This is a genomic window from Veillonella sp. HPA0037, assembly GCF_000411535.1.
Lineage (GTDB): Bacteria > Bacillota > Negativicutes > Veillonellales > Veillonellaceae > Veillonella > Veillonella atypica.
The window spans coordinates 814,698-831,252 of record NZ_KE150483.1; the positions used below are offsets into that span (position 1 = coordinate 814,698).

Genomic DNA, 16,555 nt, shown 5'->3' on the forward strand with positions numbered 1-16,555 from the left:
CTTACATTATGTATGATTAATCATCGTCATCTGTACCTTCGGATAGGTCGAATCGTACCGGAACAGTTACCGGTTGAATGTCGTCTGTTGGATTTTGATATGGTAATGCACGATTTACCGCAGCCATAGCCTCTTCTCTCAACAATGGGTCATCGCCAGATTCCACATATTGTTCAACAGCATTACCATTTGTATCAATACGTACAAATACGTAAATTGTTTCATGAACTTCTCTATGTTGACGAATGTATTGTTGAGGAATCACCTTTTGATTGTTTACAGCATTATAAAAGCCTTGTTTATCAAAAGCGACATGAGCTCGACCATGTCCACCACCGGAGCCTTTGCCGGTACCAGAGCCTTCACCTTCGCCCTGTCCCTCACCAACGCCCGTTCCTGTACCAGTACCATGGCCGCCACCTTCGCCGCCACCAGAGCCTGGACCATTACCGGCACCACCGCTTTCACCAGATACATTTGATGTATTTTCACTACCCTTACTTGGGACATCTACCGCATCAGGAATATCCGTCGCTGTAGATGGTTCTACATTCGCTACTACAGCCTTTGTTCTTGCCGCCACTTCATCTGCAGACAATGGTTTTGGGAATAGAGATGACCTATCACCGCCGCCACCACCAGCGTGACCACTACCGCCATCATCGAGCACACTTTGGGTGAGATCGACTTCATAGGTTTCCTGCTCTTGAATAGCCGGAACAACTACGAAAAAGATAACGGCAATAAAGAGAATGATTAGATGAACTACGGCGGATATTATGGCTGCTTTTTTCCATGATATGCCTAATCCCATAGTTATCCTTTCTGTTCTGCTGCAATAGCTAAGCGTTTAACGCCAGCTTGTTTAAGCATGTCCATAATTGCCACTACTTGTCCGTGAGCAGAGCGTTTATCCGCTTGTAATATAACGCTAGCATTCGGATTTTGTGCAATTCGTTCTTTTACCATTGCCTCGGCCGCATCAATGCTCATTGGGACATTATCAATTGTTATGTGACCTTCTGCATCTAATGTAAGCACCACTGGTAATTGAGCTGGTGCAGATGCGGTTGTTGCCTGTGGCAACTGTACAGACAAAGCCTTTTGGGCTATTGTTTGTAAGCTATTCATCATGAAGAACACCAATAGGAAGAATATGATATCAATCATAGGGATAATCATGAATTCAGGCTTGGATTTCATACGAAAACTTTGTAAATTCATAGTTATTTCCACCCTTCTCGTTTTGCAGTAATGATGTTAACACACATATTTTCAATTTGGTTGATAATAGAGTCCAAACGATGACTAAAGAAGGTATACACAATAAAAGCCATGATGGCTACACATAGGCCAGACGCCGTTGCGATAAGGGCTTCCCCTACACCACCAGTAATAGCAGATGCACCCGCACCAGCATCGAGGATACTAAAGGAACCAATCATACCTGTTACAGTACCAAGTAGGCCCAACAATGGGGAAATTGTAACGGTTGCACTTAAGTAATCCATATATTTTCTGAAGCCTACTGCATCAACCCCCATTTGATCAGAGAATGCCGTTTTCATACCTTCTTCAGTAGCGCTGTTTTTCAAACCAGCTTCAGCAATACGACTTGCAATGGATGGATTTTCTTTGATTACCTTTTCTATTTCATCCCATTTTTGCAATTTTGCATACTCATTAACCGCATGCATCACCATATAGGTTTTTCCTGCATATTTACGATAATAGAAAGTGCGTTCTACAGCGATTGCAATGACCATAAGAGACAAGAATAATAATGGATACATTACATATCCGCCACTATGAAACAAGTGAATGACATAATTTAGATTTTCCATACTAATAAACCTTTCTGTCTGTTTACAGACTGTACATTAGAACCGGTAGGTTCCTTGAATTCTTGCATAATCGCCTAACTTAAAGCTTTCATTACCATATAAAGTATCTCGTTTATTTGTGCCCTTAGCATCGAATGTATAGAATGCTTCAAGGAGTAAATTCTTGCGCGGTACATACCCAGCGCCGAATGTAAAGCTGCGAATACCATCGAGGTAACGATCCGGTACAGCACCTGTACCATTACCGCCGAGGAATGAGCCATGAGCGAAGTATTTATAATCTATGAACGCATTCCATGATTTAGGAATATCGATATCAGCACGACCAATGTCGAGGCGAGCCATCCAGAAATGAGGTGTACCGCCCATTTGGTGACCTTTCACAGTAAAGTCTGCTGTTCCACGTTCATGGTCATATACAGTATTACCGTTCATATAACGGCCAAATTTCGATCTATTTTGACCATAATCTACAGTAAGTACTGCGCTTTCACCGATTTGGTATTTAGCGCCAATACCAAATACACTCGCTATATTGGAGAAGCTTTGTTCATCATTACCATTACCATTGGCATTTAAGAATGTACGTTTACTACCATTAAAGGAGCGTAAGTACCATGCTTGTAGGCCAAGACGATTTCCAATTTTTTTCTTCACTTGAACAAAGGCTGCCGTTTCAATAGGTGGAATTGTATCTTTTTCAAGAACAATGCCTTCGGTTTGAATAATATTGCCAATGATTTTACCAATTGCTTCACGTGGTAATTTATTTTCCGACTCTGCATCATGTACAACCTTTTCAAGATTATACATATAGTTGAACAATGCATTTGGCATGCCCCAACCATAGTCAGAACTACCTTCACCATAATCATTAGAGGACATTGTAAAGTTCTTTTTGTAAATCGCATCTTTAGCATCATAATCACTAAATACATAACTACCACTATTGTATTTATATGTTTTAGCACCTAAGTAACCAGTGAACTCATAATCACTAGCTGGTTGTCCATAGTAATCATAAGATTGTTTGAACGTGCCATCTGGCTGTTTAACCCAAACCACATCAAGCTCACTATTGTTATAGTTGCTCCAGTTATCTGTAGCATTATATTTAGCAATTTCTGCTACGGATTGATTGATTTCGTCACTATGTTTTTCAACATAGGCTTTAGGATTTACTAAAGCCTCTTTATTATCAGTAGATACGATAAGACCTTTAGCCTTTTCTTTTAAGTATTCAGGGTATAAAGAAGAGTTCACATTATACATAATGTCCCCGGTCCTATAGAGTTTTTCCCCTGTATTCTTATTAGTGATTTCATACATTGCATAACCACCAGATGGAATATCGAGGGAGAATTTTTTCTCAGCTATATCTGTAGGGTACGCCTTTGTAAGAATATCTTGTAAGCGGCTCATCACTTGAGCTTGTTTTTGTTGTGTTTCTGCGAGCTTTGCATTAGCCTTTTCAATCTCTTGATCGCGATTCGGATTGCTCCAACTTAGATTCAACGTAGCTTTATACGCATCATATTCATCTTGTAATCCTTTTAGCTGTTGATAGAAGTAAATTGTATCTACCTTACCTTTATAAGTAGATTCATAAATACCTGTTGGGCTATCTGGTGCTGGTGCATCCTCAGTGGATTTGCTTTCACCATCAGACCCAGTTTTTGTAGCATTATTAATATCATAAGGATACTCATCACGATTAATACCAATTAACTCTGCTGCTGTTGGAGGTCTAGTAATCACTTCATGCACCACATGAGTATACGCAGAATCACTAGTACCCGTGCTATGTTTAAAGCTACCTACCCCAATGCGAACTTGCGTATCATTACCAGTCCATACGCCACGAACCCCATCATAGGATTGACCAAACCAGTATCCACTAGCCCCCATAGGTTCGTTTAAACGACCCACAGAAACATCCCATTTCTTGACATGTCTTGTAAGATCAACCGTATCAAGACGTTGATGATTGAAACCTTTTGACTCCGATTTAGTCCAACTTGTATCAACGCCGCTCATACCGGTCATGCTACCGATAACGGAGAGATTTGTGAATGGGTTGATGCGAGCATCAAGACCAAGGCGAATGCGTTGTTCAAAACTATGGCGATTAGAATCGTACATATTCGCTTTAGCAGAACCGATGGCTGAATTAGAGCGGAATGGAGATTGTGGACGATTGGTGCCGTCGTGAGACATCCAACGTGCACGATAATCTCCGATAAATGTGACGCCACGTTCCTTAGTCGTATCAAAATCAGGACGAATAAAGTCAGTTAGTTTAACAACTTCGGATATATTTTGTACGCCTGCTTCATTACCGACCGCTACATTAGTTACGCTACCATTTGCATCAATAGCTTTATTACCATCTTTTCCGATTGGCGTAGTCTTAGTATCGCCACCACCAAACTTAAGATTAACACCGATACGATATACCCGTTCTTGTGTTGCTCGATCATCATCTCGATGATTAAAGATATTATTAATACCAAAGTACATCATGGCATTCTTGTTAAATCGTTTTTGGACCATCAAATTCCAAATGCCAAATGTTTTCTTTTGGTAAACTTGCTTTTTGTACACACCTGCATCACCGGATAAAATATCTGGCCAGTAGTTACCACCATTATTCAATGTGTTACTATCCAGCATATTGATGTAGTAATCACCCCAAATAGATCCATTCCAACCAGTTTTTGGATTATCATAGGTTACACCAATATCTACCTTGTGCACTGGTTTATCCAATAATTGTCGAGGCATCGTTGGATCGCTCTTATTAATAGCATGCAAATAGGTATATCCTAATTTACCGGACCAATATTTACCAAATTTTTGTTGTACTTCCGCTTGAAGGCCTGTGATTTCAGCCATACCGATGTTTTTAAAGCTGTAAATCATATCTGGGGCACGTTGGTATTTTGCATCCCCTTTCAAATATGGTGCAAAATCTTGGAATTCTCCTGTAAAGTAAACCGACATATAGTTCTTGATGCGGTTATGGAATACACCAACACGAGCATAGGTGTTTTTATTTTCACCTTCTAAACTCATATCAATATTGAGCGATTTTTCAGGTTTTAAGTTTGGATTACCAGCCCAGTACCAACCGAGTTTTGCGACGCCAATACCTACCGGATTAGACGCATACATTTCCCAGTTATACCACAATTCGCCCATACCAGGTTCTGTATAACCAGTGCCAACATTGGCCTTAAATCGACGATGAGGATTGCCTTTCACATTGTATGTCATCCCCATGGAAGCGGATAAATTGGAACCAAACAAACTACTATTATCTAGTCGAATGATAGGAACAAAGGTAAGGTTCTTATTCACTTGCCAAGTATCTGAGATATAAGCATTCATCTTGCGAATCGTACCTTGACCAGTCGTCAATCGTTGGTCGCGATTACGATACTCTTCTAAGAAAGCCTTACCATTCAGTTTCGGCGCTTTTTTACGCATTTCTGGATCACTGGACTCGCCATATTTAAAGTAGTCGCCTACGATATTAGAACGGGTGTTAGCCATGTCTGGATTTTCAGCTTCTAACCGTGATTTTAATGCATTATAACGGTTTCTAAAGTCATCGGATATAGGTTGATTATTAGGGGATGTACTCGACCAAGAGCTAATAGCCCCTTCAGACAATCCATAATTTACATAATCATCGTATGTAATGCCTGGTTTTTGCGCATCCGTTTCAGCACCATAATATTCATAATCCATATCCCATTGTGGCATACCGCTACTGGAGTTTATAAATTTATAATCATGAATATGGGAATAAACCTTAACACTGTTATCCCCTTTTTTACGCACAAGACGATCTAGCTTATCGACAAGCAAGCTTTTATCATACGCCCAAGGGTCGATGTACATGGTACTCGTATTTGGAGAACTTTTTAATCGGCTACCAGAACCTTCTTCACGAGCATAGCTAACACCATAACTAAGACGATGTTTATTATTAAGCTGTGTATTTGCATTGAGCCGAATATCTAGTTGACGATGGTCGATATTATCGATATATCGTAACTCATTAGAACCTTCATAAGATGATCGCCCCGTATAATTGATAAGCGCTACGTCATCTTCTTTAATGCGGGAGTAGTTTGTTTCTACTGTCCAATCGCTTTTACCCGCTTTAGCATTCCATGAAAGATTAATCGTATTGCGATTAGCAGTACGTTTGAAATGTTGTTGTGGCTCTAAATCAGAATCAGAATGTTTAATATCCCGTACAAGGTCTTCCGTATATCGATTTAAACGCATTTCAAATTTATTATTTTTATTAGCCTCATACGTTGCCACAAAGCCAATATCAGAGGCATCACCATAATAGCGAAGCACATTAGGCTTAAAATTATGTTTTGCATAATCAAAGCCCATACCTGATGCACGGCGTTTAACCGATGCAAGGACAGGCATTAAATCCCGTTTACTACCTGATAAGCCAACCTTTAATTTCCCCATCTGCCCCGAATCAGCTCGAATATAAAAGTTTTGGAATGGGAATAAATCGCCATCACTCTTACGACGCATTCCTTCGGCATTTACTTGCAATGTTGGTTTCTTAAGAGCCTTCTTAGTGATGATGTTAACGACACCACCCACCGCATCAGAACCATATTTAGCACTCGCTGCACCTTGAATAACCTCGATGCGTTCTACATTTTCGGCACCTAACCGTTGTACTTCGTCCGCTGCGCCAGAATACTTATCAAAATCCCCCAATACTGGTTGACCATCCACAAGAATCAATGTATGACGAGCCTCTGCACCGCGAATGGATACACCGACACGTCCCATGGCATCAACGGTTCTAGAAACACCCGTTTGGGTAAATATAATATCTTCGACGGACTTCGCCTGCTTCTTCTCAATCTCTTTTTTGGTAATGATTTGCACTTGCTGTGGATTTAACTTTGCTTCTTCCTCTGCCCATGTGCCTTGTACATGAACTACATCTGTCGTAACGGCTGCATTATCCGCCATAACGACGAGAGGTGCATTTAGCCATAATGCAACCGCACTAGATAGGACTAAATAGCGTTTTGTACGGCTCCACCGATTCATTGTTTCCTCCTCTTATAATCTCACTCAACTATATGCATCATTAAAATTAGTAATAAAAAATACACTTTACTAACAACAATGACATTGAAAATCATTTACATTTAATATGTTAGCAAAGTGTATTATGTATATCTACTCCGAAAAGACCAAAATTATACGATTTTGATACTTTTATTAGATACAGTTAAACAATATGTAATTATACTCTACGATAATCACTCGGTGTCATACCGACAAAGTCCTTAAAGGTACTTGTAAATTTACTACCGTTTTCATAACCTACGGCATTGGCAATTTGTAAGATGGATTCATCCGTTTCATGTAGTAAACGTTTTGCTTCATTAAGACGGCACTCTTTGATGAATTGTCACACCATATACGCCCTTAAAGCAACGTTTTAAGGTTGATGCAGGAACATCAAAATCACGGGATAGATCATCAATGGTTATACGTTTGACGAAATTCTTAGACAAATATTTACCTACTGCTTTTACAATATCTACCTGTTGCTTTCGGTAGCTACCTCGTTTTTCATGGGATTCTGTAGAGATTACAGACAATAATAAAAATATTTCTACAATCTTTAGTTTAAAATAATGAGCTCTAATGGAATCTGGCACATTATATAAACTGGAAAAAATTTGGCGAACCGACTCTGTTTCCTCCATCATCATACCAAAGTCTGTATTTTCACAAAATCGATTGGCTATGGCAGTCAAATCAATTGGTGTATCAGCTACTAAGGTATCTAATACATGCTGTGCTCGTGCTACATCTACTAATAGAACAATTCCCTTAAACGATTTTGTAGGGAAGTAATTTTCATGTTGATAGTCGGCCCGGATATGCCATCCTAACGACATATCTCCTGGTCCCATATACAAGTATTCTCCAGATGCAAACTTGCATTCAATACGTCCCTCTTCACAATGATTAATTGCGAAGGTCTTTGTATGAGATTTGGCGAAAAATTGAATCGTTTCGCGCTTTACATCAAGGAATAGCAAATCAATACCGTCAAATACGGTATGTCTAGCCATGCATACTCCCGATTGTAATTTCATATGAGCATGTGGATTCATAGTATCACCATATATATAAATATTATAAACAATACATTAATAGTAAGCACTTTGAGATTAATTGTCAAATTCAATTTTGTAATAATTCATGTAATCTTTATTAAAATACATACAAAATATTCATTTACTCTATATAATGGAATCTGCTAGTACAAAAAAATCCCTCGTATTAAAGTATTCTCTAATACGAGGGATTTAGTATATAGCTAACTATTTTTTGTTTTAACAATAAATAACAATGCTATAACATGAGCAATCCATACAATTGCCATAATAATAAGGGCAACAGGAATATTCCTAGAAAAATAAGCACCTATTAACATGATTGTAGTTACAGAAGCTAAAATGGACAACTTTGTCCGCAACGTCAATGCTTTATCGCGTTCATACGCACCAACTGTCTTTTTATATAATTGGGACTCCAAAAACATTCTGTGAAAGCGTTCAGATCCACGCGCTAAACAAAATAAGGTAAGCATATAAAAAGGAACTGTTGGCAATATTGGTAATACGATACCTGCTGTACCAAGGCAAAAACTGATAGCACCAATAGTCAAGAATATATATCGAATTACTACATTACTATGTTGCTCAGTTGTTTTCATTACTCCTCTTCTACGTAATTAATAACTTTCCCTTTTGTTTTAATGAAATTCGGAATAATAAGAACAAGGGCTGCAATAACAACAACGCCATAAATACCAGCCATGCCAATCCATTCAAAGGCATTACCTAATACGAGGCCTATTACAGCAAAGTCTGCATCACCAAATGTTGTGTTTTGGAAACCTAATTGGCCAAGAACTGGCAATGCTAGTGCTGGCAAGAATGTGATAGCCAAACCATTAAGGAATGCACCTACAGCTGCACCACGGCGACCACCGGTAGCATTACCATAGATACCTGCTGTTGCACCGCAGAAGAAGTGAGGTACAAGACCAGGAATGATGAGTACGCCACCTACAGCACCTAGAATAAGCATACCGATGATACCGCCGATAAAGGAGCTAATAAAGCCTAATACAACGGCTGTTGGCGCATAGGTAAAGAATACGGCACAGTCTACCGCTGGAATTGCATTAGGAATGATTTTTGTAGCAATACCTTGGAATGCTGGAATCAAGTCCCCCAAGATCATACGAACGCCAGAATATACGATAGCTACACCTACAGCAAAGTTCATAGCGCTCATAACTGCAAATAGGTATGGGCTCATAGAACCGGATAAGGTTGCTACGAATTCAGAACCCGCTGCAATAGCTGCGATTAAATAGAATACTATCATGGTCAATGCCGTAGATAACGTGGAGTCACGCAAGAAGCCCCATTTTTCAGGAATCTCAATATCTTCTGTACTTTCTTCTGCCTTACCTACGTATTTTGCCACCCATGCAGATAGATAGTAACCTAAACTACCAAAGTGGCCCAATGCAATTTCATCGCCATCGGTAACTTTAGAAGTATAGCTTTGACCGATAGCTGGAGAAATAGCGGACCAAGCGCCCATTAAGAAGCCACCAACAAGAATCAATTCAATACCAGATAAACCTGCAGTACCAAGCACGGCAGACATTAAGCAAGCCATAAATAAACTGTGGTGACCTGTAAGGAATACATACTTAAATTTGGTGAAACGAGCAATTAATAAGTTCATCAATAAGCCTACAACGAGGATAGACATCGTTTCAACACCAAGCACCTTTTGTGCTACCGCTACGATAGCTTCATTATTTGGCACAACACCGGTAATATGGAATCCGTGTTCAATCATTTTTCCAAGTGGATCAAGATTGCTAACGATAACACCTGCACCAGCAGCAAGCATTAAATAGCCGAGAATTGGTTTTAATGTACCAGTCATAATCTTATGAAATGGTCGTTTCAAAGCGATTAAACCAACGCAGGACATAATACCAATCAACAACGCTGGCTGACTCAATACATCTCGTAAGAATTCTAATATCATTTCCATAGAATTATCTCCCTCTATGAATTACTTAGCGATTTGTTGTAATCGTTCCAAAATATCTTCTTTAATTTTCTTTTTATTAATATAACTACGTACAATAGCTACATCCTTGTCTTCAAATTGTTCTGCTAATTCCTTTACAGTAACAATTAAATCGGCCTTGCGACCTTGAGCCGCATTAAAATCGATTGATTCTACTTGCGCTTCGATATTATTTTCAGCACAAATTTCTTCAATTTTCATTTTTAGCATCAAACTAGAACCGATGCCATTACCACATACAGTTAAAATGGAAATCATAGTTTACCTCCAAAATTACGCTTCATCAAGATGTTCCGATAAAAAAGCTTGTACATCTTCAATACTTTCAAAATTTACCGCTGCATCAAGAAATTCTTCATCTTCAAAGAGCGTCGCAATATCTGTAAGCAATTGAATGTGTTCTTCCTTATTCGGTGCACATAAAAATACCGCTACTGATACAGGATCATTTTCTGGGCTACCAAAATCGATAGGCTTTTCTAACGTTACCAGAGCCGTACCTACTTGCTTAGCCCCCATCTCTGGACGCGCATGAGGCATAGCAAGACCCGGTGCCAATACGATGTACGGCCCCATGTCACGAACTACATCAATCATAGCCTCTGTGTATGTAGGTTCTGTAAAACCAGCATCGACCATGAGCTGACCACCGTGACGAATTACATCTTCCCATGTCTCAGCAGGATAATGAAACGATACATTATCCTCTGATAATAAATCTTGTAACAAGCTAACACCTCCTATACTCACAACTTGTATACTCATATTATAACTAGGTATAGTTAAAATGCCTATACCTTATGTATTTATTTACAAAAAAAAGTTAGACCCCAAAAGGGTCTAACTTTCGCTTATTCACATGGCATATATAAGAGTTGCTATTATTGGAAGAGTACAAAAAAGATATTTTATATACATACACCATGTCAATATTTAGTTATTCAAGTACTCTAAGTGTTGCTTATTAGATGCATCTGTACGCGTTCTAATAGCCTCTACTAATGGTTTCAGGATTTGATATTCCTCATCTGTCAAACGGAACGAGCGACATTCGCGTTTGTACATACGAGGTCTACGACCAGAACCTTCTCTCTGTCCGCCCCATGTCATTAACATATACCTCTCTCTAAGGACCATTATATTATTGTTTCTCACAATAATTAGTATATGCTATTTTATGCGAATTTTCAAGTTTTTTATTCAATTTTATAAATAATTAATTATTTATTTGCTTCTGCAGCCGCTTTTGCAGCTTCTGCTGCTTTTTTCAAATTAGGTACAGACGTTGGACATGTAGCAGGTGTACATGCACCATTAGGACCTAAGTCTTCTGCACGGCTCACAAATGTAGTATGCAACATATGATGTGCTTTATGGCTCATAGGTTTGCCATCGAAGAACTCAGCATATAATTTTTGGATATCTGGATTATCACAAGCCGCTTTCACTTGTACCTCTGCATCACGAGTATACAAGGACGCAATACGAGCTTCACGAGCCTTATCAGCCATTGGTAATTTAACGCGTGGTTGACCACCACCACCGATACAGCCGCCGCGGCAAGCCATAACTTCGATGAAATCGTAATGGATGTTTTCTGCGCGCATGCGTTCAATGAATTTACGCAAGTTGCCAGTACCATGAACAGCCGCTACATGTAATGTTTTATCACCAATCACAACATCTGCTTCACGAGCACCGTCCATACCACGAATTGCTTCGAATGGGATCAATGTTTGAGGTGCATCTTCACCAGTTGCTAGTTTGTAAGCCGCACGCATAGCCGCTTCCATAACGCCACCAGTATTACCGAAGATGATACCACCACCAGATGCTTCACCCATCAATGGATCAAATGCAGAATCTTCTAATTCATCAAAGTTGATTTCTTCTGCACGTAACCATTTTGCAAGTTCACGTGTAGTAATACAGTAGTCTGTATCGCGCATTTCTGGTACATCCCAGTATTCAGCAGAGGAATTCATTTCGTCACGACGAATTTCGAATTTCTTAGCTGTACAAGGTGTTACTGCAACAGCAACGATTTGTTTTGCATCAAGGCCCATTTTTTCAGCAAAATATGTTTTTTGTGTAGGCGCTTGCATTGCAATTGGACTCTTAGCAGTAGACAAGTTTGGCAAGAATTCTGGGTAGAATGTTTCAGCAAACTTAACCCAAGCAGGGCAACAAGATGTGAATTGAGGCAATACGGAATCACTATTGATAACGCGTTCCAACAACTCAGATGCTTCCTCCATGATAGTCATGTCAGCACCAAAGTTTGTATCTAAAATATAGTCGCCACCCAATTTACGAAGAGCCGCTACCATTTTACCTTCTACGAATGTACCTGCATCAAGGCCAAACTCTTCACCTAAGCCAACACGTACAGCAGGTGCAGTTTGGAAAACGACAATTTTATTAGGGTCAGCAATAGCTGCTTTTACTTCATCAATTTCAGAACGTTCATTGATGGAATCGAATGGACAAATAGATGCACATTGACCGCAATGAATACAAATTGGATGATCCCCATTAGTTGTTAAATCATAATAATCAAATACGCCCATGTCTACAGCACAAGCTTTACGACATAAGGAGCAGTTTTTACATTTGGATAAATCTTGTACTAATGCAATATTGCCGTCTTCAATTGGCACACGACGATCTAAAAATTGATACTTACTCATGTTTCCTCCTACTTAGGTAACGTTGTTATCGTTAATCGATGAAATTATACTACAAAATGTGATTTTTATCAATGATTCTGAAAGTAATTCCTATGCATATCAGGTATTAAAAAATCGCATAAAACAAAGATTTATAGACGTTCTTCTAATTCCATCCATCGTTCAGTCAATGTATCGATTTGAGATTGTGTCTCTTCTCGTTCAGCTATGAGGGTTTGCATTTTTTCATAGTCTGTACCGGCTTGGCCAATCATGACATCCAATCCTTTAACAAGATGTTCTAGTTTTGGCAGTTCCTCCATAATCGATGCATATTCTGCCTCTTCAGCCTTATTGAGGCCTTTCTTTACAGGACTTTCTGTATGACTAGATTCAGTACTAGAGGATGCACCAATTGTATCCATAGAATCAGATTCTGCCTCAGTTCTATGAGTACTAGTACCCTGTTGTTCAGGTACATAGAATGGTGAATTGTTACTTTCACCAATGTCAGCCTTATAATCAGAATAAGATCCGTGAACGATATCGATACGACCATTGCCTGTAAATACAAATAATTTATCTACCACGCGGTCTAGGAAATAGCGATCATGGCACACGGTTATGATAACGCCACTGAAGGAATCAAGAAAATCCTCTAATACCTCTAGTGTAGGGATATCTAAGTCATTAGTCGGTTCATCCAAGAGAAGTACATTAGGCGCACTCATAAGCAATTTTAAAAGGTACAATCTACGACGCTCACCACCAGATAATTTACGAATAGGCACACCATGTAATTCAGGGGTGAATAAAAAGCGTTCTAAAATTTGACCTGCACTTAACGTTGTACCATCACCAAGCGACATATAGGAATGGTCCTCTTTTATATAATCAAGGACACGCATATTTTCATCAAATTCAGGTAATTCCTGTTTAAAGTGTGCAATGCGAACAGTCTCGCCTTTGCCAATAGTTCCTGATACTGGCTCATAGGTGCCATCGATGATTTTCATAAATGTCGATTTACCAACCCCATTGGGACCTACGATACCAATGCGGTCATGACGCACCACGTGATATGTAAAATCATCAACCATAGGGCGTCCATCAAAATCAAAGGATAAATGTTCAATATCAAAAATAGTCTTGCCCAATCGAGTCTTTAAAGCAATCGGATCCATTTGATCAGGACGTCTAGTTTTCTCCATATTTTTAAGCGTTTCATACCGTTGCAAACGGGCCTTTTGTTTGGTACTACGGGCTTGAGCACCACGGCGTACCCATTCGATTTCCCGCTTTAAAAATTGACGGCGTTTCTCCTCGGTTGCAGCTTGGCGTGCCTCACGGTCTGCTTTCAATTCAATAAATTTTTCATAATTCCCTTCGTACTCATACATGTGACGATTGGATAATTCCAAAATACCATTACATACGGAGTCTAAAAAATATCGGTCATGAGTACTGATTAAAAGACCACCTTGACGATTGCTTAAATATGTTTCGAGCCACTCGATGCTATCTTCATCCAAATGGTTAGTAGGTTCATCTAAGAGGAGTAAATCACAAGGGTATAATAAGGCTTGTCCTAATGCCAATCGACGTTTTTGACCACCCGATAATAAGCTAACTGACATATTAACGTCGTGAAAGCCCAATTTACTCAAAATGATACGCGCCTCTTGCTCTACTTGCCATCCATCTTGGGTATCCATTTCTTCTAAGCACTGCATATAATGACGCTCAATACGTTCATCAGATACGTCCTGTTCTTGTATATAATGGTAATCGCGACTGGCCTTGTCAAATCGTTTTACCATTTGTAATCGCGGATGGTCACCATCTAAAATGGCTTCCAATAAGGTATTACCTTCATCAAAACTTGGCGTTTGTGCTAAATAATGGATGGTAGCCTTGCCATTGCGCTCAATAGTACCCTTATCACACTCCATCTGGCCTGTTAAAATCTTTAAAAAGGTTGATTTACCAGTTCCATTGATTCCCACAAGTCCCAATCGTTTTTGATTTGTAAATGTTATGGACACATCGGTAAATAACAATCGTGTGCCATACGATTTCTCTATATTCTGCAAACAAATTACATTCATACCCGTACTCCTCTATTATCATTATGTTATTTATTATACTACAGATTTTCATTGACAGTCATACACCGCATCAGTAGAATACAGATAGATAACTAGACAGTAATCCAACATGATAAGTACATACTATTAGGAGGTTCTCATGGCAACAGATGCAATATTAGATTTTTATGATGCTCTAGATTTTGAAATTATCGACTTTGATGGTTATGATACACTTTTTGTTGAACTACTAGACGATGGTACTTATGCAACTGTATCCGACGACGATGGTCATATGCCAGATACACTCGATACCCCAATCGTATTCAATGTATATGACGATACCGATTCATTCCAATGGAGTGTAAGCCTTAATGATTCTCATCAATTACAAGCACTACTGGAAGAACATACTTCAACAGAAGATTTCTTAAACGCATTACAAATGATACGTACAGAAAACATTAAAAACTATCAATAATTTCGCACGCGAATAATAAAAAGGTCATCCCCAAACTAATGGTTACCTAATCCATACATATGGTAGGTAAATTAGTTTCGTGGATGACCTTTTTATTTATAGTATTTCTAACTCGCACTTAGTAGAAAGTGCATCTGTTTTTGTATCTAGAATATGAATGAGTTCGTTTACGATATTAGCAGCACCATCTACATGCCAAGCACGTGCTTGTTCAGACATTTGTTGTAACCGTGGCGGATTGATTAACAACGCAGCCACTACGTCCTCTAAATTATGTATATCTCTAGCCCAACGCGCACAACCTCGCTCTTCTAATAGCTCCGCATTAGCCTCTTCTTGACCGGGAATAGCATTAAAGAAAACCATAGGAAGCCCAATGGTAACAGCCTCCATACAGGTCAATGCACCAGGCTTTGTAACGAGCATAGTCGCTGAGTGCATTAGCTCAGAAATATTAGATGTATAACCGTATACAGTGGTTTTCGTTTTCATCCGTACACTAAGATTTACTAGAGACTCATAGAGCGATGTATTCTGTCCCGCTACGACAGTAATCTCATCAATACCATTGACCGCATCTAAATGTTGAAGTGCAATCTCTAATGAACCTAAGCCTAATCCTCCCCCCATAACGAGAACCTTAACAGGTGATTTCATTTCATAGTGATCGATGGCATCCTTAAAGAATGATCTACGCACCGGAATACCGGATACATGGATTTTATTCTGCTCAATACCGACGGCCGTCATTTCTCCTACCATGTCCTCTGTAGCGACAAAATAGGTATCTACTTGAGGGTAAATCCAGAATTGGTGACTACTGAAATCCGTTAGGATGGCCACTAACGGGACATCAATATGGCCTTGGCGTTTCAAAATACAGGCGGCTCCACACGGAAATGGGTGCGTGAATACAATCACATCAGGCTTCTCTTGTTGAATGAGCTTCAACATACGACTTTTAAGAATGTAGGACAAAACGGTTTGTAAAATAGTCCCTTTTTTCTCCCCCTTTGATACACGATAAATCATATCGTATAACATAGGAAATACGTCAATCATCTTAATGTATGTACCCTTGATAAGATGTTCTACTGACATAGTTTCCGTATCAAGAAAATCCACATGGCTAATCTCTGCATGTGGTTCTTTTAATTTCCAATATTCTTCTATCGCCCTTGCGGCCTGCATATGACCTGTCCCAATAGAGGCAGATACAATGAGGACCTTCCGTGATTGTTCTGTAGTCATAATCTATCCTTTCCTTGTGATTATACC

At 39.3% G+C, this 16,555-nt stretch carries 13 protein-coding genes and 1 pseudogene; 1 reads left to right on the plus strand and 13 read right to left on the minus strand.

Translation table 11 applies throughout. The annotated features are described in order from the left end of the window. Positions 1-16 precede the first annotated feature (16 nt). The 12 genes and pseudogenes from HMPREF1477_RS03850 to HMPREF1477_RS03900 form a co-directional block, all read right to left on the minus strand. Complete coding sequence (locus HMPREF1477_RS03850) at positions 17-814, minus strand: hypothetical protein (protein WP_016475892.1); 798 nt, start codon at positions 812-814, stop codon at positions 17-19. A gap of 2 nt (positions 815-816) precedes the next feature. After that, positions 817-1,224, minus strand: coding sequence for a biopolymer transporter ExbD (locus HMPREF1477_RS03855; protein ID WP_005381857.1), 408 nt, complete (start codon positions 1,222-1,224; stop codon positions 817-819). Positions 1,225-1,226: 2 nt separating this feature from the next. Beyond that, on the minus strand, positions 1,227-1,844 hold the full coding sequence (locus HMPREF1477_RS03860) for a MotA/TolQ/ExbB proton channel family protein (RefSeq protein ID WP_016475893.1): 618 nt from the start codon (positions 1,842-1,844) through the stop codon (positions 1,227-1,229). Between the two features lie 36 nt (positions 1,845-1,880). After that, the gene (locus HMPREF1477_RS03865) at positions 1,881-6,947 is read right to left on the minus strand and encodes a TonB-dependent siderophore receptor (protein WP_016475894.1); all 5,067 of its coding nucleotides are present in this window, start codon (positions 6,945-6,947) and stop codon (positions 1,881-1,883) included. Positions 6,948-7,146: 199 nt separating this feature from the next. Next, positions 7,147-8,029, minus strand: a pseudogene (locus tag HMPREF1477_RS03870) (helix-turn-helix domain-containing protein). Between the two features lie 206 nt (positions 8,030-8,235). Next, entirely contained in the window at positions 8,236-8,634 is a 399-nt protein-coding gene (locus tag HMPREF1477_RS03875) for a YbaN family protein (protein WP_009661400.1), read from the minus strand. Beyond that, positions 8,634-10,001: a PTS ascorbate transporter subunit IIC gene (locus tag HMPREF1477_RS03880; RefSeq protein WP_005381862.1), complete on the minus strand. Its 1,368-nt coding sequence runs from the start codon at positions 9,999-10,001 to the stop codon at positions 8,634-8,636. The genes HMPREF1477_RS03875 and HMPREF1477_RS03880 overlap by 1 nt, the downstream gene beginning before the upstream one ends. Before the next feature lie 21 nt (positions 10,002-10,022). Beyond that, entirely contained in the window at positions 10,023-10,298 is a 276-nt protein-coding gene (locus HMPREF1477_RS03885) for a PTS sugar transporter subunit IIB (RefSeq protein WP_005381928.1), read from the minus strand. Positions 10,299-10,313: 15 nt separating this feature from the next. Next, positions 10,314-10,769: a PTS sugar transporter subunit IIA gene (locus tag HMPREF1477_RS03890; RefSeq protein ID WP_005381934.1), complete on the minus strand. Its 456-nt coding sequence runs from the start codon at positions 10,767-10,769 to the stop codon at positions 10,314-10,316. Between the two features lie 204 nt (positions 10,770-10,973). Next, positions 10,974-11,156, minus strand: coding sequence for a hypothetical protein (locus HMPREF1477_RS09660; RefSeq protein ID WP_005382859.1), 183 nt, complete (start codon positions 11,154-11,156; stop codon positions 10,974-10,976). A 104-nt stretch (positions 11,157-11,260) separates the two neighbouring features. After that, a complete protein-coding gene (locus HMPREF1477_RS03895; protein WP_016475896.1) occupies positions 11,261-12,730 on the minus strand; it encodes a [FeFe] hydrogenase, group A in 1,470 nt (489 codons plus the stop codon). A gap of 131 nt (positions 12,731-12,861) precedes the next feature. Then, complete coding sequence (locus HMPREF1477_RS03900; RefSeq protein ID WP_016475897.1) at positions 12,862-14,817, minus strand: ABC-F family ATP-binding cassette domain-containing protein; 1,956 nt, start codon at positions 14,815-14,817, stop codon at positions 12,862-12,864. 139 nt (positions 14,818-14,956) lie between these two features. On the opposite strand from HMPREF1477_RS03900, the gene HMPREF1477_RS03905 reads away from it, so the two are divergent. Then, a complete protein-coding gene (locus HMPREF1477_RS03905; RefSeq protein WP_005382856.1) occupies positions 14,957-15,277 on the plus strand; it encodes a hypothetical protein in 321 nt (106 codons plus the stop codon). A gap of 96 nt (positions 15,278-15,373) precedes the next feature. Here HMPREF1477_RS03905 and HMPREF1477_RS03910 read toward each other — a convergent pair whose 3' ends face one another. Continuing rightward, positions 15,374-16,528 (minus strand): glycosyltransferase, encoded by a 1,155-nt coding sequence (locus tag HMPREF1477_RS03910; protein ID WP_016475898.1) that lies wholly within the window; start codon positions 16,526-16,528, stop codon positions 15,374-15,376. Between the last annotated feature and the right edge of the window lie 27 nt (positions 16,529-16,555).